The organism is Microbacterium sp. WCS2018Hpa-23 (assembly GCF_031843845.1).
Lineage (GTDB): Bacteria > Actinomycetota > Actinomycetes > Actinomycetales > Microbacteriaceae > Microbacterium.
Genome location: NZ_JAVTIZ010000003.1, coordinates 175,846 through 199,986, shown reverse-complemented (window position 1 = coordinate 199,986; position 24,141 = coordinate 175,846). Strand labels below are relative to the sequence as shown.

General features: G+C 64.5%; 23 protein-coding genes and 2 pseudogenes. 13 read left to right on the top strand and 12 right to left on the bottom strand.

All coding sequences use genetic code 11. The annotated features are described in order from the left end of the window. Positions 1-15 precede the first annotated feature (15 nt). Complete coding sequence (locus RQG77_RS06455) at positions 16-753, top strand: ribonuclease H (RefSeq protein ID WP_311244001.1); 738 nt, start codon at positions 16-18, stop codon at positions 751-753. A gap of 38 nt (positions 754-791) precedes the next feature. Further along, positions 792-1,211, top strand: a complete 420-nt coding sequence (locus tag RQG77_RS06450; protein ID WP_311244000.1) for a DoxX family membrane protein — start codon at positions 792-794, stop codon at positions 1,209-1,211. A gap of 155 nt (positions 1,212-1,366) precedes the next feature. Here RQG77_RS06450 and RQG77_RS06445 read toward each other — a convergent pair whose 3' ends face one another. Both RQG77_RS06445 and RQG77_RS06440 read right to left on the bottom strand, forming a co-directional pair. Continuing rightward, entirely contained in the window at positions 1,367-2,344 is a 978-nt protein-coding gene (locus RQG77_RS06445; protein WP_311243999.1) for an SRPBCC family protein, read from the bottom strand. A gap of 1 nt (position 2,345) precedes the next feature. Continuing rightward, complete coding sequence (locus RQG77_RS06440) at positions 2,346-2,744, bottom strand: helix-turn-helix domain-containing protein (RefSeq protein WP_311243998.1); 399 nt, start codon at positions 2,742-2,744, stop codon at positions 2,346-2,348. A gap of 471 nt (positions 2,745-3,215) precedes the next feature. Between RQG77_RS06440 and RQG77_RS06435 the strand changes: the two genes are divergently transcribed. The 3 genes from RQG77_RS06435 (at position 3,216) to RQG77_RS06425 (ending at position 5,319) form a co-directional block, all read left to right on the top strand. Then, entirely contained in the window at positions 3,216-3,629 is a 414-nt protein-coding gene (locus tag RQG77_RS06435) for a TIR domain-containing protein (protein WP_311243997.1), read from the top strand. Positions 3,630-3,887: 258 nt separating this feature from the next. Beyond that, positions 3,888-4,409: a hypothetical protein gene (locus RQG77_RS06430; RefSeq protein WP_311243996.1), complete on the top strand. Its 522-nt coding sequence runs from the start codon at positions 3,888-3,890 to the stop codon at positions 4,407-4,409. A gap of 226 nt (positions 4,410-4,635) precedes the next feature. Beyond that, complete coding sequence (locus RQG77_RS06425) at positions 4,636-5,319, top strand: DUF6338 family protein (RefSeq protein WP_311243995.1); 684 nt, start codon at positions 4,636-4,638, stop codon at positions 5,317-5,319. A 450-nt stretch (positions 5,320-5,769) separates the two neighbouring features. On the opposite strand, the gene RQG77_RS06420 is transcribed toward RQG77_RS06425, so the two are convergent. Together RQG77_RS06420 and RQG77_RS06415 are read right to left on the bottom strand one after the other, a co-directional pair. Continuing rightward, positions 5,770-6,756 (bottom strand): caspase family protein, encoded by a 987-nt coding sequence (locus RQG77_RS06420; protein ID WP_311243994.1) that lies wholly within the window; start codon positions 6,754-6,756, stop codon positions 5,770-5,772. 6 nt (positions 6,757-6,762) lie between these two features. Next, positions 6,763-7,134 carry a TIR domain-containing protein gene (locus RQG77_RS06415; RefSeq protein ID WP_311243993.1) on the bottom strand — a complete coding sequence of 124 codons (372 nt, stop codon included), beginning with the start codon at positions 7,132-7,134 and terminating at the stop codon, positions 6,763-6,765. Between the two features lie 340 nt (positions 7,135-7,474). Here RQG77_RS06415 and RQG77_RS06410 point away from each other — a divergent pair. After that, positions 7,475-8,639: pseudogene (locus RQG77_RS06410) on the top strand (IS3 family transposase). On the opposite strand, the gene RQG77_RS06405 reads toward RQG77_RS06410, so the two are convergent. Then, positions 8,611-9,192: a hypothetical protein gene (locus RQG77_RS06405; RefSeq protein ID WP_311243992.1), complete on the bottom strand. Its 582-nt coding sequence runs from the start codon at positions 9,190-9,192 to the stop codon at positions 8,611-8,613. The pseudogene RQG77_RS06410 and the gene RQG77_RS06405 overlap by 29 nt on opposite strands. Positions 9,193-9,224: 32 nt before the next feature. Between RQG77_RS06405 and RQG77_RS06400 the strand changes: the two genes are divergently transcribed. The 4 genes from RQG77_RS06400 to RQG77_RS06385 all read left to right on the top strand — a co-directional run bounded on the left by RQG77_RS06400 (position 9,225) and on the right by RQG77_RS06385 (position 13,007). Further along, positions 9,225-9,416, top strand: coding sequence for a hypothetical protein (locus RQG77_RS06400; RefSeq protein WP_311243991.1), 192 nt, complete (start codon positions 9,225-9,227; stop codon positions 9,414-9,416). 340 nt (positions 9,417-9,756) lie between these two features. Then, a complete protein-coding gene (locus RQG77_RS06395) occupies positions 9,757-9,966 on the top strand; it encodes a hypothetical protein (protein WP_311243990.1) in 210 nt (69 codons plus the stop codon). Positions 9,967-10,134: 168 nt separating this feature from the next. Further along, positions 10,135-10,944, top strand: coding sequence for a hypothetical protein (locus RQG77_RS06390; protein WP_311243989.1), 810 nt, complete (start codon positions 10,135-10,137; stop codon positions 10,942-10,944). A gap of 410 nt (positions 10,945-11,354) precedes the next feature. Further along, positions 11,355-13,007, top strand: coding sequence for a DUF5677 domain-containing protein (locus tag RQG77_RS06385; RefSeq protein WP_311243988.1), 1,653 nt, complete (start codon positions 11,355-11,357; stop codon positions 13,005-13,007). 126 nt (positions 13,008-13,133) lie between these two features. Here the strand turns inward: RQG77_RS06385 and RQG77_RS06380 are convergent. Further along, positions 13,134-14,246: pseudogene (locus tag RQG77_RS06380) on the bottom strand (Cmx/CmrA family chloramphenicol efflux MFS transporter); the annotation flags it as partial. A 302-nt stretch (positions 14,247-14,548) separates the two neighbouring features. Here RQG77_RS06380 and RQG77_RS06375 point away from each other — a divergent pair. Beyond that, the gene (locus RQG77_RS06375) at positions 14,549-15,595 is read left to right on the top strand and encodes an NAD(P)-dependent alcohol dehydrogenase (RefSeq protein WP_311243986.1); all 1,047 of its coding nucleotides are present in this window, start codon (positions 14,549-14,551) and stop codon (positions 15,593-15,595) included. A gap of 113 nt (positions 15,596-15,708) precedes the next feature. On the opposite strand, the gene RQG77_RS06370 is transcribed toward RQG77_RS06375, so the two are convergent. Genes RQG77_RS06370 through RQG77_RS06350 form a run of 5 tightly spaced genes read right to left on the bottom strand, consistent with a single transcriptional unit; the run spans position 15,709 to position 21,346 of the window. Beyond that, positions 15,709-16,647, bottom strand: coding sequence for a PfkB family carbohydrate kinase (locus RQG77_RS06370; RefSeq protein WP_311243985.1), 939 nt, complete (start codon positions 16,645-16,647; stop codon positions 15,709-15,711). After that, positions 16,641-18,152 (bottom strand): glycoside hydrolase family 32 protein, encoded by a 1,512-nt coding sequence (locus RQG77_RS06365; RefSeq protein WP_311243984.1) that lies wholly within the window; start codon positions 18,150-18,152, stop codon positions 16,641-16,643. Before RQG77_RS06365 ends, RQG77_RS06370 begins: the two co-directional genes overlap by 7 nt. A gap of 35 nt (positions 18,153-18,187) precedes the next feature. Further along, positions 18,188-19,021, bottom strand: coding sequence for a carbohydrate ABC transporter permease (locus tag RQG77_RS06360; RefSeq protein ID WP_056510752.1), 834 nt, complete (start codon positions 19,019-19,021; stop codon positions 18,188-18,190). Between the two features lie 7 nt (positions 19,022-19,028). Next, positions 19,029-19,964: a sugar ABC transporter permease gene (locus RQG77_RS06355; RefSeq protein ID WP_311243983.1), complete on the bottom strand. Its 936-nt coding sequence runs from the start codon at positions 19,962-19,964 to the stop codon at positions 19,029-19,031. Next, complete coding sequence (locus tag RQG77_RS06350) at positions 19,964-21,346, bottom strand: extracellular solute-binding protein (protein WP_311243982.1); 1,383 nt, start codon at positions 21,344-21,346, stop codon at positions 19,964-19,966. Before RQG77_RS06350 ends, RQG77_RS06355 begins: the two co-directional genes overlap by 1 nt. Positions 21,347-21,541: 195 nt before the next feature. Between RQG77_RS06350 and RQG77_RS06345 the strand changes: the two genes are divergently transcribed. Together RQG77_RS06345 and RQG77_RS06340 are read left to right on the top strand one after the other, a co-directional pair. Then, entirely contained in the window at positions 21,542-22,567 is a 1,026-nt protein-coding gene (locus tag RQG77_RS06345; protein ID WP_311243981.1) for a LacI family DNA-binding transcriptional regulator, read from the top strand. Positions 22,568-22,589: 22 nt separating this feature from the next. After that, positions 22,590-23,381 (top strand): IclR family transcriptional regulator, encoded by a 792-nt coding sequence (locus RQG77_RS06340; protein ID WP_311243980.1) that lies wholly within the window; start codon positions 22,590-22,592, stop codon positions 23,379-23,381. Here RQG77_RS06340 and RQG77_RS06335 read toward each other — a convergent pair. Then, on the bottom strand, positions 23,364-24,137 hold the full coding sequence (locus RQG77_RS06335; protein WP_311243979.1) for an IclR family transcriptional regulator C-terminal domain-containing protein: 774 nt from the start codon (positions 24,135-24,137) through the stop codon (positions 23,364-23,366). The genes RQG77_RS06340 and RQG77_RS06335 overlap by 18 nt on opposite strands. Between the last annotated feature and the right edge of the window lie 4 nt (positions 24,138-24,141).

The following is a 24,141-nucleotide window of genomic DNA, read 5'->3' as shown; positions in this document are numbered from 1 at the left end:
GGCTACGGTTGAGGGATGACGATCACCGCCGCCGCAGACGGCTCTGCCCTGGGCAATCCCGGCCCCAACGGCTGGGCCTGGTACATCGACGACGACAACTGGGCCGCGGGCGGATCCCCGCACGGCACCAACAACCAGGGTGAGCTGCGGGCCGTGCTCGAGCTGCTGCTGGCGACGGCGGGCATCTCCGAGAAGCTCATGATCGAGTGCGACAGTCGATATGTGATCGATTCGGTGACCAAGTGGATGCCGGGGTGGAAGCGCAAGGGCTGGCGCAAGTCCGACGGCGGGCCCGTGCTCAACCGCGACCTGCTCGAGGGCATCGACGAGGCGATCCGCGGGCGCGACGTGGAGTTCTCGTGGGTCAAAGGCCACGCCGGCCACCCGCTGAACGAAGCTGCCGACGAGCGCGCGAACGCGGCAGCCAAGGCCTATCAGGCGAAGCAGGAGCCGCGACGAGGGCCCGGGTTCACGCTGGCGACGGATGCCGGCGCAGCCGCGGCAGCATCCGCTCCGATCGCCGCTGCAGCCACGCGCGCGGAGGATGCTCCCGCTGCATCGCAGACCGTCGCGACGGCGATCGCCGAGCCGTTGTGGGCCGAGCCGTCCGATCTGCTCGACAGCCTCTACGCCCCGATCGACGACCCGATCGAGGTGCGGCTGGCACTTTCGAGCGACGAGCATGCCCGCCTGCGCGACCGCGCCGAGGCGCAGGGCATCACGCTCGAAGAGGCGCTCCGCCGCCTGATCTGACGCGTCTCGACCCCGGCAACCCCGCGTACACTCGCACCATGTCGAAGAAGAATGTCGCACGCACCGTCGGTCGGATCTTCCTCGGTTCCTTCCTCGTCTTCGCGGGTGTCTCGCATCTGACGTTCGCGCGCGAGGAGTTCCAGGCGCAGGTGCCGGACTGGGTGCCGCTGGATCCTGACGTGACCGTGCTCGCATCCGGTGTCGTCGAGGTCGGCCTCGGTGCTGCCCTCCTCGTCGCACGCAAGCGTCGAGGACTGGTCGGTGTGCTCGCGGCGCTGTTCTTCGTCGCCGTCTTCCCCGGCAACATCGCGCAGTGGCTGGAGCACCGCGACGCGTTCGGCCTCGACACCGACACCAAGCGCTTCGTCCGGCTGTTCTTCCAGCCGGTGCTCATCGCCCTCGCGCTCTGGTCGACACGCGCTCCGCGTCGCACGCCCGCCGGCTCTTCGGACTCGTAGCCACGGGCGCGGTGCAGAGCCGACCCCTCACGCCTGAGCTGCCCGTGTGGCCACTTTCGCACCGGAAACCGGCGGATGCCATGCACTATTGACCCCGCAACGTTGCCGGGATGCGTTGTTGACCCCGCATCCCGGCACCGCAACGGTCGTGAACGTCAGACCGTGAGCAGCTCCCGCTCGAGACGGTCGTACGACGTCTCCATGCCGTCGGCCATGCCGGTGGCGAGGATCATGTCGCGCGTCTCCTTGTCGGGGTACTCGATGTAGAGCGTGATCAGCGTCGCGCCGTCCTCTTCATAGAGGTTCAGGTCGTTCAGCGTCTCGACCGGCATCCCGACCATCCGCTCGGTCTGCACCGACCGGCGAGGAGCATCGATCAGCAGCGCCTCCCCCTCGAAGCCGAACGCCTGCCCCTCGGTGTCGCCGACCGGCGCCCACGAGTTGCGATAGGTCTGCCCGACCTCAGCCGCGACAACGCACTCGGTCATCTCCCACCCGTCGGGTCCGAGCAGCCACTGCTTCATGAGCTCGGGCTCGTTGTGGGCACGCCAGACCAACTCGCGCGGACCCTCGACGAGGCGGGTGATGCGCACGTGGGTGTCGTCGAGCAGCTCGACCTGCGTGCCCTTGCCCTGTGCGTAGTCGCGGAGATCCTGCAGGACGGCGTCGAGCTGGCTCATCGCGAGCTTCGTGCCCTCGATCATCCCCATCGATACGACCTGCTCGAGCACGTCGGCAGACGCGAAGTAGCTCGTGGTGACCATGCGCGTGCCCTCGGCGGTCGGCTCGAACGAGAAGACCATGCGCATCGAGGGCAGGTCGGGGTCGGGCGTGCCCTCTTCGTCGGCGAACGCATCGAGCACCTCGAAGCCGTGCGGGGCCTCGATGCGCAGGAACTCCCACGTGCCCGACGCCTTCTCGCCGCGAGGGCCGTTCATCGTGTAGTTCGCCTTGCCGCCGACAGTGTGGTCCCAGGCGGTGAAGGTGGCCGGCCATCCGGGAGGGCCCCAGAAGCGCTCGAGCTGCCGCGGGTCGCTGTAGGCGGCCCAGACCCGCTCGATCGGCGCCGCGAAATCGGCGACGACGGTCATGGTGAGGTTGTCGGCATCGGTGGTGACATCCGTGACGGGCATGTCAGTCTCCTTCTTCGGTTCGTGAATCATCGGTGGTGTCGGTCGTGGTGTCGGATGCGGGTGCGGGCGTCTCGGCCAGCAGCTCGTCGAGTTGGGCGATGCGCGACCGCCACAGCTCTTCGTATCGGGCGAGGAGCGCCCTGGCGCGGGCGATCATCTCGGGGTTCGCGCGGACGAGCCGCTCGCGTCCCTCGGCGCGCTTGACGATGAGATCCGCCGCTTCGAGCACGGCCACGTGCTTCTGCACCGCGGCGAACGACATCTCGTATTCGGAGGCGAGGGTCGAGACGGACTGCTCCCGCTCGATCGTCCGGCGCAGGATGTCGCGCCGGGTCGACGTCGCCAATGCGTGGAACACACGGTCGACCTCCGCTTCGCTCAGTTCTCGTTGTGCAACCATTTGGTTGTACGTTATGCCTGGGCGGGGCGGATGTCAAGAGGTCGTCTGTGAGTTTCGTCTTTAGATCGGACTACACGCGTTACATCGGACTACCCGAGGATGAACCGGACTAAGTCCGATCTAAAGCGGAGCGATGGGAGCACCTCAGATCGGAGTGGCGATGAAGCCAGCTGGGATCATGAGGAAGGTTCGCTCGTCAGGCCGACTCATGCACGACGGCCGGAAGCGCAAACTCTAGACCCGAGTACGGGCTGTCGGGGGTTGGCAGAACATGCGCCGAACCTATACACCGCTCGTCTAGGTGCCCTACGGTTTCGGCAGGGGTTGCGGCGGGGCGACTCTCAGTGTGTCGGGCTTCCCAAGCCCCCTAGAGACATCCGCCCGCGAACGATACTTTCGGCGGCCGACCCTTCAACCGGATAGATGTCGGTGCTGCCTGCTACAAATGAAGGCACGACCAAAGGAGCAACGATGCCCAACCCACGCGCTTTCCTCAGCTTCGACTTTGATCACAATGCAGAGTCCAAGATTTTATTCGCCGGTCAAGCCGATTCGAAGTCCCCCACCCCGTTCACGGTTCAGGACTGGTCGAGCAAGACAGCGCTCCCTCAGGCCGAGTGGGAACGCCTAATCAGGGAAAAAATCGCGCGAACTAACATGCTGATCGTGCTCGTCGGCCGATCGATGGCAACCGCCTCGGGGGTGGCAAAGGAGGTTGCAATGGCTCGGTCGCTGAACGTTCCCGTATTTGGTGTCTACGTGGATAAAGCCTCCTCGGTCTCGACGCTGCCCGCCGGCCTCCCTCGAGGTCGTGTCATCGCGTGGACCTGGCCAGGCGTCGGCGCCGCTATCACCCAGATGATGGGCGAGGGTAAGAACGCGTGACGCTTGTTCGGCGCCGAGCCGTTGTCGATTCCGCAGACATGCTTGAGCTCTACAAGCTAACTGTCGAGATGGCAGACCGCATCTCTGCGCGCCGCGGGCAAGCAGACCAGTTCTACCTTGCTTGTCCTTCTGCCAAGTCAGCGCTGCACCCTGGAGAATGTTCAGGACGCTTCGTCGACGTGGATAGCAGCCGAGTAGTCCGATCGCACTGGGCTGATTTCGGCAGCTGCAGCCCGGTGACCCCCTAATCTGATGTCTATGACGGACGAGCTCACTCCGAACGACCAACTCTTCTACACGATCAAGGAGTTGAAGGGATGGTACGAGCTTCTAGAGCTGGCCACGGATTCCTTCCACGGAAACAATCCAAGCCGACACCACGTTGGTCGACTCATCTCGACTATTCTGCTCGCCGCTGGTGAAGATCTCGAACCGATCGCGATCAGCGGCGCACTCGACGAGAACGGCACCGGTGATCTCACGCTTGTGTACCCAAAGTTGATCCTCCGAGTGACTGGGAATCAGCTAAAGAAGGCCGAGGGCACATTCGGGTTGAGTCTGTGGCAGCTTGCCGACGCGACTGATCTCGCAATCGAGGCTCGCCACAACTACTTCGACGGCACACACACGCACCCCCGCTCACGGGGTATTCAAGTGCGATTCACGGTCGGGTCTGAGCAGGTTACTCTCTGCGGCACCAACTCGTACTACCGAACATCTCCCGCTCTGCAAGACGAGGCATTTTATGCAGCGTTCCTCGCGCTTCGTGAGGCACACTGAGTAAACAAGGCGCCTACTCCAACAGAATATTGAGCGGAACCAGCCTCTCCCGTTCGGCCAGACCGATGAGCGGCCGACGCCCCGCGCCAAAGTTTCATCAAGCGATCCCCTCGCACACCCCTACCCACCACCAAGATCAAGTGTCCGGGTGTCTCCCGGCGTCGCCTGCATGGCAGTGGTCACCCAAGTAACGTGGCTTCATGACTTATCTCGGGTGTGACCGAACGTGAGCCTTCCGACCGACGGGCTGGGCGTTCTGTTCTACCTCGCTCTGATCGTGCCGGGCGTGATCTTCATCTCCGTGCGGGCGCAGTTCCGCGGATTCAGAGACGTTGACCGGAGCGTTGGCGCGCGGATCCTGCTCGCCTTCGTCGTCAGCGCGGTGTTCGATGCTGTCTACGTTTCCCTGATCGGCCCCCTCGTCGCTGCACGCATGATGACTGGGAACGGTCTAACCGCGGGCGATGTTGGTGCTGCGGGGTGGCTGTTCGTGCTACTTGCCATCGTCCTTCCAGCAATAACGTCATGGGTGGTGTACGGGGGCGGTCGTCTTCTTCGTCCGCTACATGAGGCTGCCTCGAGGTTTCGGGCGAAGATTACCGATTCACGATACGAAAGCACGCCAACGGCATGGGACCTCGTCACTACGACGACAGATGCAGGGTGGGTGCGTGTTCGGCTCGCGGAGGGAGTGTGGGTAGGTGGGCGGTTCGGCGATAGCTCCTACTTCAGCACCTATCCCGAGCCACGCGATCTGTATATCCAAGAGCAGTACGTAATGTCCGAGGACGGCGAGTTCGGCGAGCCTCTCCACTTGTCCGGTGGCGTGTGGGTCGCTGTGCGAGACGACTATCTTGTTGAATGGGTCCACGACCCCGCAGACGAAACGGAAACTGATGTCTCAGAATAATAAAAGCCACGAGCCGAGTGACTCCAAGGGCGCACGGCCCAAGCGTTCCTCGGAAGGGGAACACCCGCGTTCGGTGACAGGCAGTGGATCGGGGCCCGTACGACCTGCAAGCGGAAAACCACCTGCTGGCGGGTCCGGAGTGTCGCGCCCGACTAAGAAGTAGCGGCTCACCGGTAACGCGATGCCGTGATCAGGAGAGCAACTGACGCAGTACATCGAGGTACTCGCCAGCCTGTTCTCGGTCGCTTTCCTTCTCCGCATCCGTCAGCTCGAGGTACTTGGTGTGCATCTGCCTCTCCCACCTCGAGACCTCATGTGCCGGGATAGTGAGACTCCCATCCGAATTCCGCGTGCACCGGGAGTGCAGATACCTCTGCCAGTGCGACCAACGCTCATGCTCCACGGCGGCAAGCGCCTCGAGCATTTCTGGGGAGTTGAGCCGGTCGTCCATTAGATAAGTCGCTGGTTGATCAGGTTCCAGTAGTGCTCACCGAGGACAGTGAGCTCGCAGGATCGGCTCTCCATCGCTGCGTAGTACATGTGCACCGCTCCGATCGGCTGGACCAGATTGACCTTGACGTAATTCTGCAGGGTCCTGAAAGTTGCCATGTTGATCGGATCGGGTGGGGGGATGCTCGGGTCAGCTGTCTGCTCAGCGCTTCGTGATGGCTCGAAGGACGGATCGAGGGGAAGCTGGACACCAGGGGCGGAGAAAATGGCAGTGATCTGCTGGAGCTCTGCAAGCGCGATCGGCGGGTTAGCTTTTCTGAGAGAGACGAAAGTCTTGACGTTAGTTTTGAACACGGGCCGCTGCTGCCAGGGGCCGAGGGATTGATCGATGTGCGCGTAGACGCTTCCAGGGGTGATGTCTCCAACGAGGTTGGAAGCGGCACCGTTCAGAGCATCGACAAGCAACGAAGTAAAGACGCCTGAGCCGCCGGTTTCCATGGCGTACTGCTCAGCGGTCGACGCGGACAAGATGGTGACGCCTTCTCGGATATCAGCTTGCGCGGCACCGACCGCGACTTGCGCCGCTGCGCCGCTGTGACAACTGTCCAAGATGATAATTCTGTTCGTCGCTGGCGACTGGTTTGCGAGAGTCATAACCTCGCTCAGCGAAAGGCCATCATCACCACTATCTGCATCAGTGGCGCAGAGGAAGCCGCCGGTCTCATCGATGTGGCCGTGCCCGGAGAAGTAGAAGAGGGCGATCTCTGCGTCGTCGCGAAAAAGTTCCCTGACCGCTTCCCTCAACTCTGAGCGATCTACCCCTGAGGTGGAGCTTGTGCCGGTGAGCATCAGCGGGTTGGTGAAGTTAACCGTCCCGTCAGCGTCTCGCTCGAGCGCTGCATAGACGCTATGGGCATCGTTCACGCAGCCCCGCAGCGGCTTGAGGTGTTCGTAGTGATCGATGCCGACGATCAATGCCTTTCGCACGACGTCCTACAGCGAGTCGATGAAGTCGGTGATGTTCTTGTCACTCCAGGGCACTGTGTTGACACCACTGATCTCAGAACGGTCGGAGGAGTATGCCCAGATGCCGAGAATCGGCTTCCCTTCGTCTTTCGCACACTGGATCTCCCACTTCTGCCCCGCAGAGTCAGCAGAGTTTTCACTCACGAGCACAACAACGCCATGGGAGCGCCTGATGCGGGTTCGGACCTTCTCCTCCCAGTCGTTCTCATACGCCTCTTTCACCGACATATCGATGAAAGAGTAGGGCGCACGCGGCGAGAGTGTCTGGCCCTTGAGGAAGTCTCGCTGACGCTCGTCCTCGATCGCGAACGCTACGAAGATTACCTTCTCATCTGACATGAGCCCTCCTTGGACATCGACTGCACTGACCTATGACCTTAGAGGCACACACTGACACGCCCAAGTGCTTCAGTTTGATTTGGCCCGGTTTGTTACTCCGGTTCGGGTCAACCCCGCGACGGCGGCGTGGATGGGAAGGGCCGCGTCGAGGATGGTCGGCAGGTTCGGCCGCACGTGCCTCGCCCCAAGTCCTGCGCGTTGACGCGCTGACGCGCTGACGAAGCCCCCCTACTCGGATCCCGGAAGTCAACCGGAAACATCCGCCGGAAGGTGGGACTGCTGACGGTTTGGTTGACTCCAACGCTGTGAGGATTTCGGTTCTCACGGAAGGATGGTCATCGTGCCGAAAGCATTCCCCAAGGAGTTCCGGAACGACGTCATCGCGGTCGCGCGTCGGGGTGACGCCCCGATCAGCCGGATCGCGAAGGACTTCGGTGTCTCGGAGTCGTGTCTGCAATGGTGGCTCAAGACCGCGGATGTCGAAGACGGCATCAAGCCAGGCGTGCCCCAGGCCGACGCAACCGAGCTTCGCGAAGCCCGCAAACGCATCCGATTGCTCGAGCAAGAGAACGAGATCCTCCGCCGGGCGGCTGCGTGTCCGTCGCAAGCGTCACTCCCCAAATGATGTTCCCGCTGGTCCGTGACCTTGCCGCTGACCGAATTCCGGTCGCGGTGACCTGCCGGGTGTTGGGCTTCAGCAAGCAAGCTTTCTTCCAGTGGCGCGCGAACCCCGTCTCGCAACGCGACTGGGACAACGCTCACCTCACCAACGCGGCCGTCGATCTTCACCGCGACGACCCGGCGTTCGGGTATCGGTTCATCGCCGACGAGATCGAAGCGGAGGCCGGCCTGGCAGCATCCGAGCGGCGCGTGTGGCGACTGTGCTCGGAGCAGAAGCTGTGGTCAGTGTTCTCGAAGAAGCGCGGCCTGAACCGAAAAGCGGGACCACCGGTGCATGACGATCTCGTGCTCCGCGACTTCACCGCGACAAGGCCGGACCAGCTGTGGCTGACCGACATCACCGAACATTGGACCGATGAAGGGAAGCTGTATCTCTGCGCGATCAAAGACGTCCACTCGAACCGAATCGTGGGCTACTCGCTCGATTCACGAATGACGGCTGAGCTGGCAGTCGCCGCGCTTCGCAACGCCGTCGCGCTGCGAGAGCCCACAGGAACGACCCTGCACTCGGACCGCGGACCGCGGACCGCGGATCGCAGTTCCGGTCGCGGAAGTTCGTCGAGCTGCTCCGCCAGAGCGGGATCACCGGATCGATGGGCCGCGTCGGCGCATGCGCGGACAACGCCGCAATGGAGTCGTTCTTCGCGCTGCTGCAGAAGAACGTCCTCAACAAGAAGAGGTGGCACTCGAGACAAGAACTCCGCCTCGAGATCGTGACCTGGATCGAGCGAACCTACCACCGCCGTAGGCGACAACGACGCCTCGGCAGACTCACCCCCATAGAGTTCGAGATAATCAACACACAAGCCGCTTACGCGGCCTGAAAACCCAAACAAGACGAGTCAACCAGATCGTCAGCCGTCCCACCCCTGCTTCCAGAAAGATGGAGATCTGGTCCGCACACGCGCGGTCCACCGGATCGGTGAGTCGCTCGACTTGGTTCCGCTCATAGGCGATGAGGCCACGGTCAAGGACCTCGGTCCAAGGAATCTCGACGAACTCATCCCCGTTCTTCCCGACCGCAACGCTCAGAAAACCGCGTTGCTCATCGCCGTCAAGCGAGTCCATCAGCGCCAGCAAGATTTCGCGCCTGCACGCCTCCACACTGAACCCCATGGGCGCCAAACGGGTGCGGTTGGAGCCTGCCCCCGCCTGGTATCCGAATGTCCTCGCCGGTTCGGTCGACTCAAGGCGTAGCTCGTCAGCCTCCTGCTGCGCAACATCATCCGGCCCGTACGCCGAGGCATCCAGCCTCCGCAACGCCTGCAGCCACTCTTCGTCGACGAGCATGTCGTCTTCCGTGAAAACGGTGAGAAGCGCAAGAGGCTCGTCGTTGCGATCCCACTGGATCTGCGTGTCGCCGCGATGAGGAATCACTCTTCGCCGCAGCTGACCGCGGCGATTTGTACATGGTCGAGATCGCGCAGTCCCGGCGGTTCCCGTCGTGGCAGTTCAGCCTCTCCTCGCCGGGGAAACTCCTGCCACACCTGACCGAGATCATCGACATCGTGAAAGACAAGGGATGGATGTCGGTATCCGCTCTGATGGCGACGCCACAGTCGACCATGGTGACCGACGGGCAGCACAACCCGGTGGAATGATTCAGAAGTGGCGGTGACGTGGAAGCTCTGGCCCGGATCATCGAAGGTCAGAGGTGGCGCTAGAACTCACGGCACCGCAACCGTATAGAGGTGGCTCCCGTGTGAGCGGCAACGTCAACCGTTACTTTGCTGCCAAACGTCGGTTGCGCCAGGTAACGTAGATCTCGAGATGAAGCGTGAGCCCCTCAATGTGCGGGCCGGGCATCAGAAGCGTCAGGAGGCGCATGTGGCAGTTGAACTGACGACCATGGTCCGAGTCGATGGTGCGCGACCTGTTCCGTACGATGTTCTGGTCGGAAAGCTTGACGATGCCGTTCGACGCGCGATCGCAGATCTGGGCATGGCTGGGATCACGGCGTACTTTGTAGCACCGGATCTCGATGTCGAGGGATTCCGGGTGGGGCTCCGCTTCGAGGGGATGGACCCGGAGTTCATCGAGGAGACCGCTGACGACGTGCTATCCAAGGCCTTCGCTCTTGCAAGCAGCGACGCATCCGGCAAGCCGGCCCGCGAGGTGCAGCGTGTACGCTCGCAACTCGTGAGCGCTTAGTCGGACATGCATTCGCGGAGCAAGGACGCCCCGGACAGCGATCCCGTTCCGGTCCCTGGCCAGCACCTGTCGTGGGTGACCCGCTATTACTGGCGACTCCGTAGCCTTCGGGATCCAGCGCAGGTTATTCTCTCCGCAGCGTTGACGGTCTGCGTCACGGTAGCGAGCATGCACTCATTCGCTGAACTCGCGACGTGGCCGACTTTGCTCTGGCCCGCCGGGGTCCTGTTCGTCGCGGTCATCTGGGCATTCGGGTACTTCAAATGGTTCAAACCCACCTACTCCGAACTCGAGCAGCAGAAAGAGCGGGCCCTCGCTGACCTAGTTACGGCTCGGGAAGCCGCCGTGGCGGAGGTCGATGAACATCGACGAGCGCTCCAGGGAGCTCTGGACACCCTGCTTGCGGAACTGGGCGGCTATATCTGCGGCGATTCCGTCGACACTCGAGTGTCGGTGTACTCGGTGGAAGACGACGAGTTCGTTCTCTTGGCCCGTCACTCGGAGAATCCGAACCTCGAGCGTCGCGGACGTAGCTCCTACCCGCTGACCCAAGGAGCGATCGGTGTCGCATGGGGGCGGCGATCATTCATCGACAACTCCGAAGAGGACGACCGGGAGGCGTGGAAGCGAAACCTGAGGGCTCAAGGCTTCTCTGCCGAGGATGTAGAGGGCCTGAAGATGTACACGAGGTGCATCTACGCCCAGCGCCTGGACCGCGGCAACATCAAAGCTGGTGTCGTCGTTTTCGAGTGCGAGGCCCCCAATCGTTTCGACTCAAAAACGATGAGCAAAGTCTCGAAATCGCGTTTGCATAACGCGTTGGCCGTTCTCGTGAGCGCATCTCACGGCCACTTCCCTCGAGTCAAAGAAAGGGAAAGCGAGCGCCAGGGTATCGAGGCTCCCGCGCTCGTGCCGGAACCTGTGTGGAAGAGAGCGGATCCGGTAAACCGCGCCGAAGTTCAGGTGGCATCCGAATGATCGACTCGGCTTAGCCAGCCATCGTCCCGTCCCGCTAGGCCGCCAAACTGCCGCGATTTCTGCGAAAGAGCTTCTCACCGACCCGTCCGAGCCTACCTCCCCTCGGTGCCGGTATCGGTGTCACGGGATAGCCGTCCGACACCAGACGAAGCAAGGACAAGCAATGTGAATGTCCGGCCCCGTCGGTATGATCTCAACACCGCGCATATACAGCGGCGAGACCCTTGGCTCTCGCTTTACATCGGATTTAGTCCGATTTCATCGCGATTCCGACATCGTCGTTCGTGCGAGAAACGAAGGCACTGACTGCGGAGGGAGTGCTGGCTCGATGGATGCCTGCAAACCGCCGAAGAACGCGACCATCTGGCGCGCAGACGATGAATGTCGCCAGCTGCAGGTAGCTTTCCGGTGTGAGCATCCCTCGGCCGAACCAGACGACAGGACCGATGCGTGGTCACGTCCGGAAGGGACGTGCCTACAAGGCGCCGTTCGTAGCGGACGGCACGCTCAAGCTTTCCGACTGGGTCGTAGATGCACTCCCAGACTTGCTGTGGCCCGCGCTTGTTCTCGCAGACGCGGGTAACTCAGCGGCACGAAGGTTCGTTCAGTGGCAAAGGGACGTGGTCGCGGAGCTTCGTCCAGATGTGGCGGACCTCAGCCTTGCGCGTGGCCTCGACGGCACACTCTCAGGGCTTGAGAAACTTGCGAGAGATAGCGCGAACGCGAGGAAGGCGGTTTGCTACCACGCGCATCGCAATGGATTACTTTCGGCACGCGTCCAACGGGCGCTTGCCTCATACGCGCATCGCCCGGCGGAGTGGCTGGTAGACGTGGGCGTTGCGCCTCCCACTCAGGACGTCATCGACCTCCTGGGCGAAGCCGTGTACGACAGCATGTTCGACGACCACCGAGAAGCTTTGCTGAAGTGCTTCAGCATCTGGAGCGGCGTCCAGGCCGGCACCTTCCGCACTTCGCAAGAGACAATCGACATCCTCCATGACTACCCCACTAACGTGGCCAAGCTTCCCCAGGCTGACACGGTCGTTCGTGCGATGTGGGGCGCACAACAGCAGCTGACTTCGCTCGACCAGGATCCCGATGATGCCGGTGCACGTGAAACCTGGTCCCGAGTGTTCTGGGGAACGAACTCGATGACTTCTGGCTGCATGCGAAAGCGCGACGCTCCTTCAAAGGAAACTCCAGAGAGCGCTCGGCCGGACTCGCCGCGGGGTCCGGAACCGGATGTATCGCTCGGGCCTAGTGGTCCGCCAGACGACGGGAAGCACCTGCGGCAGCTGGCGCTTGATCTCCTCGCAAGCTACATCGAAGCCGTCACCCAAGGACCACGAGACCTCCGCGATCCTGCCCGGGCTGAGGTGCACGGCGGCCTGGTATCGCGCGCAGGCCGCGATGTCATCGTTGCGCTTGGATCACCGGAGCTATGGTGTGCCGAGCACGGCTCACATGTGACCCGCGCGCTCGTCGAGGGACGCGTGCACATCGAGTGGATGTCGAAGCAAGATCGCGCGATTTATCAGATATACAAGGACTATGGTGCGGGGAAAGCCAAGCTGTACTCACGCATACTCGAAGAGATCCCGGAGGCCGCCCGGGACCAGGGGTTCAGCCAGGCAGTGAAGCAGCTACAGAAGCTGAGTTACAACGACGACATCTTCGATTCTCGCATCGTGGACACTCGAGACTCCTTCGCTGGAGTCTCGCTGCGCTCCATGGCGGAAGAGTCGGGGCTGCTCGACTATTACCGCCAGGCGTACTCTCTCGCCAGCGGTGTGGCCCATGGAGAGTGGTGGTCACTCGAGAACCATGCCATGGAGCGGTGTCAAAACGTCCTGCATCGTGGCCATCTCATCCCGAGCATGTCCCTCAGCGCCGGCGCGAACGTGCCGCTCGCCAAGGCATGGGTCGACCAGCTCTACGCATTGATTTGGCGAAGCCTCGAGATACTCCAACCGGACGAGGAGATCTGGCGGGCAGCATTCGCATGGCTCGAATCAGACGGCCCTAGCGCGGATTCTTCGGGCGGAGAAGAATCCTCAGCGTGAGCGAAACACTTGCCTCATATTGAACTGGTGACACACGGTGTCATCGCGCTGCGTTTCCGACATTTCGGCCGACCGGTTCTCTCGGAGACCATCTCGTTTCACCAGCCCCCTCGTGGCTGTGAACGCCAGAGCCGCGGCACAGACCGATGCCGCGCTGACCAGGAGCGGCCCGGTTGCGCCGGCCGCTGTCGCATAGGCAAGTCCGCCGAAGACGGGGCCGGCTGCGGCACCGACGTTGAGCGATGCCGTCGCGAACGATCCCGACATGGTCAGGGCAGTCACTGCGGCCCGGATCGACGACGCGATGAGCGTGCTCCCGACCGCGAACGAAAGCGCACCCTGAACGAACGCGAACGTGAACAGTGCGGCCGGGATCGCAGACAGTGCCGCAAGTGCTCCCCAGCCGACGAGCAGTGCTCCTCCGCCGACTGTGAGGATGCGGGTCGCGTGGCGGTCGCCGTACCGTCCAGCCACCCACACTCCAGCAAAGGATCCGACACCGAATATCGCCAGCGCGGCGGGAACTGCTGCGTCCGGCAGGCCCGCAGACCCGGTGACGACCGGAGCGAGGTAGGTGAAGGCGCAGAATGTCGCACCATTGACCAGCGCACCGAGTCCGAGAGGTACGAGCAGCGCTGGACGGCGCAACGACCCGAGCTCGTCCTTGAGCGTCGTGGAACGCTTGGTGTCAGTCGACCGCGTGGGAGTCGCGAGGAGCACTGCGACGAGGGCGGGTACCGAGATGACGGCGACTCCCCAGAGGGCTGCACGCCAATCCAGCAGAGCCCCGACAGCCGCGCCGGCGGGGACTCCCGCTATCAGCGCCAGAGTCGTTCCTCCGAGAATGACCGAGAGCGCTCGGGCGGTGCGGTCAGCCGGCACGAGGGCTGAGACCGTCGAGAGAGTGACGGCGAGGAAGCCGGCATTGGTGATCGCCGCAACCACCCGGGTGACGAGCAGCACGCCGAAGTCGTCGGTCGACGCTCCCAGAACGTGCATGGCGATGAAGACGAGGAGGAAGGTCGACAGTGCGAGCCGCGGGGACCAGCGGCGGCTAACGATCGCCATGATCGGAGCCCCCACGATCATCCCTACGGCGAAGGCTGAGTTCAGCAGCCCCGACTGCGGGATGCTGACCGCGAGGTCGCTCGCAATTGCGGGCAAGAGCCCGGCGAGCATGAATTCTGATGTTCCCTGCGCGAAGACCGCGACGGCGAGCAGGACGATGACAAAGGGCATGGTGAGTCTTTCGATGAGGTGCGTCGGTCAAGGCGGACCAGCACATCGGAACTCGCATAGACGCGATCGAGATCGCGGAGAGCGCCCGCTCAGATGGGGCGACGTCGAGGTAGTGAGCTACCGGCGTGCCGGCAGCTCGACAGTGGATGCTTCGGGTGAACTCACCCGACCACCGTAGCCGGGATCGCCAACGGGGCGAAACGCCGCCTCTTCCTGCGGGCGGATAATTGGAGGGACGGCACCGAGCGCCCACGCCTCCGCACCGCGCGGCAGACCGCTCGGGCGCCAGGAAGAAGAAGCACATGAAAGCTCTCCGCTACGTCGAGATCGGCAAGCCCCCTGTCGTCGTCGACATCCCCATCCCGAAGCCGGGACCGGGCCAGGTCCTGCTCAAGGTCACGGCGGGCGGTGTATGCCACTCCGACGACTACGTCATGGGCCTTCCCGAGAAGGACTATCTCGAGCAGAGCTATCCGCTGCCGCTGACGCTCGGCCATGAGGGTGCGGGCATCGTCCACGAGATCGGCGAGGGCGTCGACTCGACACTGAAGGTCGGCGACGCCGTGGCGGTCTACGGCCCGTGGGGCTGCGGCCGCTGCCACAACTGCTCGCAGGGCATGGAGAACTACTGCACCAACGCCGCCGCCGAGGGCATCCGCCCTCCCGGTCTCGGCAGCCAGGGCTCGATGGCCGAGTACATGATCGTCGATGATGCCCGTCACCTCGTGCCGCTCGGCGACCTCGACCCCGTGCAGAACGTCTCACTGACCGACGCCGGCCTCACCCCGTACCACGCGATCAAGCGCTCGCTCCCGAAGCTCGGCGCCGGCACCTTCGCCGTCGTCATCGGCACCGGTGGGCTCGGCCACGTCGGCATCCAGATTCTGAAGGCGATCTCGGGCGCCACGGTGATCGCCCTCGATGTCAACGACACGAAGCTCGAGCTCGCCACGGAGGTCGGCGCAGACCACGTGCTGATCAGCGATGCATCTGCCGCCGAGAAGATCCGTGAGATCACCGGCGGCCTCGGCGCGAACGCGGTGTTCGACTTCGTGGGCGCGAATCCGACGATGGCCCTGGCGCAGAGCGTCGCCGCTCTCGATTCGGACGTCACGATCGTCGGCATCGGCGGAGGGAGCATGTCCCTCGGCTTCGGCTCGATCGCCTACGACGCAGCCGTGCGAATCCCGTACTGGGGGTCACGTTCGGAACTGATCGAGGTGCTGGATCTCGCCCGCGCCGGCAAGATTCACGTGCAGACCGAGACCTACTCGCTCGATGACGGCCCGAAGGCATACGCGGATCTCGCCTCGAACAGCATCCGCGGCCGCGCGGTCATCGTCCCGTAGACGGCGATTGCGCAGAGTGCGGCCGCTCCGACCCCGCGTCGGAGCGGCCGCCGCTGTCTACGGCGACGCTCGGAACGCCACCCCGCCCGCCGAGAGAGATTGAGGGTGCCACGTCAGGACACCGAGCGCTGCTCCAGCTCATGCAGACGAGGCGGGGCCGCTCCGGTTCTAGACACCGCGACGGCCGCACTGGCGAGCGCAGCGTCGGCGGCTTCTTCGAGCGCACTCAGGACATCGCCGTCAGGAGCGAAGACGTCGGCGGTCAGCTCGGGGATCAACCCCGCGGAGACGATCCCATAGACGAGACCGGACATGAACGCGTCGCCTGCACCGATCGTGTCGACCACCGTGGCAGGCGACGCACGCCTCGTCACCGGTTCTTCCGCACCGGCGATCGCGGTGATGCACCCCTCGCCACCCCTTGTGACGACGACCACCCTGGCTCCGAGGTCGAGCACGTGCGCGAGCACCTCACCGATCGCGCGACCGGGGTAGAGCCAGTCGGCATCCTCATCGCTGAGCTTCACGACGTGGGATGCGGCCATGATCGCCTCGACGCGCGCCACGGCTGCGGCTCGCGGTCCGAGAAGCGCAGGCCGGATGTTCGGGTCGTACGTGCGCAGAGCGCGACTCGAGACCGTGCGGAGCATCGCATGGACGGCGTTCGCCCCGGGTTCGAGCGACGCACCGATCGAGCCGACGTGGATGACTTCTGCCTCCGCTGCCTCGGCGATCGCGGCCGACTCGGAGAGGGTCCATTCGATGTCGAAGTCGTAGACGGCCGCGCCGTCGACGCCGATCGCGGCGGTGGCCCGGGAGGTGCGTTCGCCGACCCTGAGGCTCGCCGCGGTCAGAGCGACCCCCTCACGGACGAGGTGCTCGTCGAGCAGGCGGCCGAACTCGTCGTCCCCGATTCGGGTGAGCAGTCTCGTATCGAGCCCGAGCCTGGCGAGGCCGACCGCGATGTTCATGGGCGATCCGCCCGCGTGGGGCACGCCATCGACGACATCGACGAGGGCCTCACCGACGACGAGGCAGCGGGGAATCAGCATCCCCTCTCCGCGATACCCGCTCGCGCCCCCTGCAGAGATCCTCCGACGGCTGACACGGTGTAGGTGCGCGGCGAGGCGACGGGAATCAGCGCAGTGAGCACCCTCTCACCGTTCTGCGCGAACAGCTCGACCGACGACACCCGCTCATTCAGATCGTCGATCCAGATGTCCCATCCGATCTCGCCCGGCCGGTCGAGCCTCATCGAGGGCGACCCATGAAAACCTGACGGCATTCCCGCGCCGGGACGTTCGAGCTCGATGCGTCCGCTCTCACGGTCCTGACGGATCACGACCCCGCCGTCATCCGATGCCGAGTCGATGTGGAGTTCGACGCTCTGTGCACCGCCGAAGGTCGCGGTGAAGCGGACCCGCGCGGCACCGGCGACCCCTTCGGCGAGCGCGACGCCACCGGTCACACTGCCGAGGTCGATGCTCTCACCGAGCTCGAGTCCGACCGCCGACTGCTGCCGCAGTCGCTCGACCCCCTCCGCATCGCGAGTGAGCGAGAGCCGGCGAGGAAGAGTCATCGCACTGCGGTGTTCATCGGAATCATCGGTCGGGATGCGACCGGCATACTTCCAATTGTCCATCCAGGCGATGAGCGTCCGCTCGTTTCGCGAGAGACCGTCGAACGTGACCCCGGCATAGCAGTCGGGTCCGAAGTCGATCCAGCCATAGCGTTCCAGCTCGTCGCGGGACTGGCTGCCGTCTCTGAGCAGCGCACGCGTCGGAGTGGGGTGGGGAACGGAGGCGCGGAACGTCGTGCCGTCGAAGTCGCCCACGACGTAGTGCGTCCCCGAACCGCCCGCGATCCCGCCGGGGTTGAGGCTGATCAGCAGCACCCAGCGCACGTCGTCGTCATCGCCGTCGACCGCTAGCGGGAACATGTCGGGGCACTCCCACACACCGCCGACCGGCCCCGCCGGACCGTAGGACGACAGGTAGGTCCAGGTCTTGAGATCGTCGGAGCGGTGGAACAGCACCTGGCGGTCCTGTGCCTCGACCGCGACCATCACCCAGTACCCGTCTCCTCCGTCGTCGTAGCGGAACACCTTCGGGTCGCGGAAGTCGCTCGTGCCGCGGTCGAGCACGGGGTTGCCCGAGTACTTCGTCCAGGCGTACCCGCCGTCGGTGCTGTACGCGAGCGCCTGCGCCTGATGCCCCGGCGCCGCGGCCGTGTAGAGCGCCACCAGCGCCGGATCTTGGTCGGTGCCGAAGCCGGACGTATTGCCGTGATCGACCACGACGGAGCCCGAATAGATCTGCGCGTCGTCATCGCAGAGGATCGCCGGGTGGTGCTCGGTCCATCGCAGCAGATCGGTGCTCGTCGCATGACCCCAGCTGAGGTTGGCGTGTTCGATGCCCTGCGGGTTGTACTGGAAGTACAGGTGGTACAGGCCGTCATGGAAGACGAGACCGTTCGGATCGTTCATCCAGTTGTTGCGCGGGGCGAAGTGCATGCGCGGGCTCGTGGTGCGGACCGGGGGAAGGTCAGTGGGGGTCACCGGGCAGTCGTCTTTCTCCTTGATGGGGGCGTGCGTCACTTGCCGACGCCCGCTGTGAGTCCTTCGCGCAGCGGCTTCTGCCCGAAGAAGAACACCAGGAGCGCGGGGATCATCGAGAGGATCACGCCGGCGAGCACCGTCGAGATGCTGCCGGTGCCGAGGTTGCCCTGCAGCGTCACGAGTCCCAGTGGCAGGGTGAAGTTCTGGTCGCTGATGGTCATGATGAGCGGTCGGAAGAACTCGTTCCAGTGGTAGTTGAAGGCGAGGATGCCGACGATCGCGAGCGCCGGCGTCGCCAGCGGCAGGTAGACGCCGAAGAACGTGCGCCAGGGCCCTGCGCCGTCGAGCTGCGCGGCTTCGCCCAGTTCGGTCGGGATCCCCATGAAGTACTGCCGCATCAGGAACGTGCCGAAGGCGGTGGGCAGGGCGGGCACGATGAGCGCCAGAAGCGTGTCGGCGAGCCCCATCCCCCTCACCAGCATGAACACGGGCACGATCGTGACCTGCAATGGAACCATCATGGTCGCGAGGATCAGCGCGAAGAGAATCTTCTTGCTGCGGAACTCGAACTTGGCGAAGACGTAACCTGCCATCGCCGCCGAGAGCATCTGCCCCGCGGCGACGAGCACCACCACGAGCGCGCTGTTCCAGGCATAGAGCCAGAGCGGGATCTTGATGAAGACGTCGGCGAACGCTCCGAAGCCGACGGTGACCTCTTGGGTGACGCTGTCGGTGGGCGAGAGTGCCGTGACGAGCGTCCAGACGACCGGCCCGAGAGTGAGGAAGGCGGCCAGCCCGAGGATGACGAATTTGCCGGTTGTGCCGAGGCTGTGGGCCCACGAGCGCTTCGTGATGATTGTCGTAGTCATGATGGCCTCACCCGTAGAAGACGAATCGGCGGCTCAGCCGGAACTGGATGGCCGTGACGAGCATGATGAGAAGCGTCAGCACGATTCCGATGGCGGAGGCGCCACCGAAGTCGAGCTCCCGGAAGGCGGACTCGTAGATCACCATCACGGCGGTTCGGGTCTCATCGCCGGGTCCGCCGCGGGTGAGCACCCACGGCTGATCGAAGATCTGCAATGCGTTGATGATGGCCATGACCGATGCGACCAGCAGGGTCGGGCTCACGAGGGGCAGGGTGATCATACGGAACTGCGTCCACCCCGCCGCGCCGTCGAGCGAGGATGCCTCATAGACCTCGCTCGGGATCGCCGCGAGCCCGCCGATGAAGAGCAGGAACGTGAAGCCGAAGTTCTGCCACAGGTAGACGAGCAGCACCACGACCTTCGCGCCGAACCCGGTCGTCAGCCACCCGACATCGGCGATGCCGATCAGGTTGAGCGTCTGGTTCACGAGCCCGAATTCCTGGTTGAACAGATACGCCATGATCAGGGAGACAGATGCTGCCGACAGGATCAGCGGGAAGAACAGCGACGACCGGAAGAAGGTGCGCAGCCACGTCGGCATCTTCGATTGGACGAGGATCGCGAGCAGCAGCGCGACCGTGAGCTGCAGGATGACCGCCACGATGACGAAGCCGATGGTGTTCAGGAACGACACGCGCACCGTCGGGTTCATCGCCAGGTCGACGAAGTTGTCGACTCCGACGAACACCGGATCGGAGATGATGTCCCAGCGGAAGAAGGCCAGGACGAATGACCCGACGATCGGCACGAGGTTGAACAGCCCGAGGCCGATCACGGTGGGTGCCAGGAACACCCAGATGATGGACCGGCCCGAGCGGGCGACGGTGCCGGTCTCGCCGCGTGCTCCCGGCGGGACCGTGAGGGTTCGAGTGCTCTCCGACATCATCGTCCTCCCAGCGCGATCTCGAGATCTCGCTGCATCGTCTCCAGGCCCCGGCGCACACCGGATGGGCCGTTGGTGATGGTCGACACCACGTTCTTGAGCAGCGCCGACTCGACGGCGGCCTGCTGCGGAGGTGCCGGCATCGGGCCGGTGTCGGGGAACTTGTCGAGGGTGTCGTAGAAGACCTCCCAGTGGGCGGGGCCCACCCCCGCTCCGTACAGCTCGGCGTTGAGCGAGCGGCGAGGCAGAGACGAGTCGGGTCGCGGATGGGCGATCTTCATGCCCTCGACCGAGACGCAGTACTTGAGCCACTCCCAGGCCTCGTCCTTGCGCGGAGAGGTCTCCATGATCGCGTAGCCGCCTGCGCCGAACTGATGCCGCTGCCCCGACATCCGTGGAAAGTAGGTGACGTCATAGGCGTCATTCGCGACGCCTGCTTCTTCGAGACCGCGAACCCAGAATCCGCCCGCGGGCGTCATCCCGACCGCGCCGGTGGAGAACAGGGAGACCAGCTCGTTCCCGCCTCCCTGCGCAGGGTTCGCCGCAAGACCCTCCGAGACCATGCGCTCGAGCACCGAGAAGCTCTCGACGGCGTGCTCATTCAGCGCATCGGCCTGCTTCCACACGTATCCTCCGCTGCGGGCTGGCTGGTCGGGATAGAAGCGATCCCAGAACCAGTCCCCTCCGCCTGCCTTCTCTTCGCGCAGGAAGCTCGTGTTGTTGACGTAGAGCCACGGCACGACGCCACCCCAGAGCCGGTTGTTCCAGAAGTAGGGGAGGAACTGCTCGGGGGCGCTCTTCTTCATCGAGCGGGCCGTGTTGAGGAACTCCTCCAGAGTCCAGTTGTCGGCGGGGCGTTCGAGCCCTGCGCGCTCCATGGCCTGGGTGCTGTAGAAGACGTTCGCCGCGTTGAAGTTGTCGGGCATCTGGAAGAGGCTGCCCTGGTACATGAACGCCTCGATGAGCGTCGGATTCACGTCGTCGAAGTACTCCTGCATCTCCGCCGCGTCTCTGCGCACGAAATCGTCGAGCGGGTGCGCGAGGCGCGAGGCGAACAACTGCGAGCCCTCGGTCGCGACCGTGACGACATCCGGCGGCGTACCTGCCGCGATCATCGTGAGGATCTTCGCGAAGTACTCGCTCCAGTCCTGTCCCTGGATGGCGACGATGCGCACTTCGATGCCGGGGTGCTGACGCTGGAATCCATCGACCAGCGCCTGGCGCGCCACCGCATCCTGCGCGGTGCCGAAGAGGGCGACCGTCAGAGTGTCCTTGCCGCGTCCCGGGATGTCGGATCCGGTCAGCCTCGGCCACGAGACGACGGTGCCGACTATGCCCAGTCCGATCGCGCCGAACAGAGCCCTGCGAGTGAGATCAACCACGATGTTCTCTCCTGAGTGAGTGACTCCGCACGCGGGAAGCAGTATCCGCACGGAGGTGCTGAATTGATTCAGCACGCCGAGATTAGCATCGCGGCTTGAGGGGTGCAAGCATTCTGCTAAATCAATTCAACCTGAGTGGTTCCGCGGCACTGCCTGCACTGCCTAAGCTGGAGATGTCACGACAGGAGGACGCCGGTGCCGAAGAACGTCGATCGCAGGCCGACGCTCGCCGATGTCGCCGCGCTCTCGGGGATGTCGAAGACCGCCGTCAGCATGATCCTGAACGACCGGCCGGGCTCACGACTGTCCGTCGACGCCGCCCGCCGGGTCCGCGCCGCCGCAGAGGAGCTCGGCTATCGCCCGAACCCGGCAGCACAGAGCCTGCGCCTCGGCAAGACCAAGACCCTCGGGTTCATCTCAGACCAGATCACGGTGACCCGCTACGCATCCGAGATGATCCGCGGCCTGCTGTCGGCGGCGAAGGAGCACGGCCACACCGTCCTCATCGCCGAGACCGAGGGCGACGACGCGAAGATCTCGGATGAGATCGAGGCGATGATCGACCGCCGGGTCGACGGCATCCTGATCGGGCTTCTCGGCGCCCGCATGATCGAGGTGCCCGAGACACCCGCCGACGTGCCTGTCGTGATCGTCAACGGCACGTCGACGACCGGGCACCCGTCGGTCCTCCCCGACGAGCGCACCGCCGGCCATGCGATGGCACGCCTGCTCACCGAGGCCGGCCACCGCCACGTCGGAGTGATCGGCAACAACCCGCACGCTGTCTCCTCTCCCCTGCACTCGGTGACCATCGGCTCGCGATTCGACGGCATCCGCGCAGCGTTCGCCGAGGCGGGGGTCGACCCGCTCATCATCGACGTCCCCGAGTGGAACCCCGACATCGGATACACACGGACGCTGCAGATGCTCGACGCGCACCCCGACCTCACAGCGATCCTGGCCGGCAACGACGGTGTGGCGTTCGGCACATACCAGGCGATCGCGGAGCGCGGGCTGCGGGTTCCCGACGACATCTCGGTCGCATCGTTCGACGATGAGGAGCTCGCCAGCTTCCAGCGACCGGGCCTGACGACTGCACGGCTCCCCTACGACGTCATGGGTCGCACGGCCGTCGAGATGCTGCTCGGCGAGCGCCCGCTCGACTCCGTATTGATCCCCATGCCGGTCATCGAGCGGGCCTCGATCCGCTCTGTGGGCTGACGCACAGCGGTAACCTCGTTCCATGCCACCAGCCACGCCGAGACCTCCCTCGTCGAGCAGCATGGGCCGAGGACTCGATGTGCTCTCCTCCGTGGCGACGCTCACCCGCGACCTCCGACCGGCCACGGTCAGCGTGATCGCGGATTCCCTCGGTCGTGAGCGCTCACAGGTGTCGCGCACGCTGGCGAGCCTGGAGCGCTCGGGCCTCGTCACCAGAGCGGCGGACCGTTCATTCACCCTCGCGTGGGGATGGTACGCCGCCGCCCAGGAGCTGAGCGCACAGCGCCTGCGCACGCACGGCCTGGTGGTGCTCGAAGACCTGTCGTCGCGCCTCGGCGAAGCCGCCTTCCTCAGCGTGCTGCAGGGAGACACGACGCTCACCATGCTCGAAAGCCTTCCCGCCGACTCGCGCATGATCGGGTCGTGGATCGGACGCGCCTACCCTGCCTATTGCAGCGACGCCGGCCGTGCCACGCTGTGGGACGCCTCCGCCGATGAGATCCGCGCGGTGTTCCGCGCCACCGACTTCTCGCCTCAGGGGCCGAACACCCCTACGTCGATCGACGACTTCCTCTCACGGCTCGACGACGATCGGCGCCGAGGGTTCGCGATCGTCGACCAGGAGGCTGAGCCAGGTCTCTACTCGGTCGCCGCTCCCGTGTGGGACCACCGCGGCGAGGTCGTCGCCGCGGTCCAGGTGATCGGGACGCGCGACGTGATGGCGGAGCGCACGGCGACGTGCGGCGAAGCATGTGCCCGGGCTGCCGCCGAGCTCTCCCGAGAACTCGGCGCCCCGTCAGCCGTTATCGCGTGAGGGCTGATCGGCGCCGGCTGCGGCGCTGAGCTCGCCGGCGAAGTGCGTGAGCAGGGCCCGCGTGTCGCGGGTGATCCCCTGGGGGCGGTGCCTGCCACGCACAGCCAGGGAGGCGATGACCTCACCCCTGCTGCGGATGGGGAGGGCGAACTCGTCGATGCCCTCGTCGTATTCCTCCGCGGCGGCGACGAGCGAATCCTCGCGGTCCCGTTCGAGCAGCGCCCACACATCGCGCGTCGAACGAGCGGCTGTCGGTCCACCGACCCCGACGAACTGCACGTCCTCGAGCAGCGCCTCGAGCTGCTCGAGCGTGTGATCCCAGAGCAACGCCCGGCCCGCACCGGTGCACCAGATCGGTGTGACGAGCCCCTCACGGATGGAGCGATCGAACCCATCGGCGGACCTCTCGCAGCGCAGCAATACACCGCGCGCGCCATCGGCGATCGTGATCAGGGCGTTGACACCGCGCTGCGAGGCGAGCGCCCGCAGCGCGGCTCGCGAGGCCCGCAACCAGGGTGCGTTGAGAACGGCAGCGGTGCGGAAGAACTCCGGCCCCGCCGAGAACAGCGCGTCGTCGTCGCGACTGAGGAGCTCCCGTGCGCGCAGCTCCTGCGTGAGCCGCGACACCCGGCTGCGCTCGATCTCGGTGGCCTCCGCCAGACGGGAGGCATTGAGTCCGGGACGAGCGCGGCGCTCCTGGGAGACCGAGGCATCGAGAAGCTTGAGACCCTGCACGAGCGAGGATGAGGCTGCCATCGTT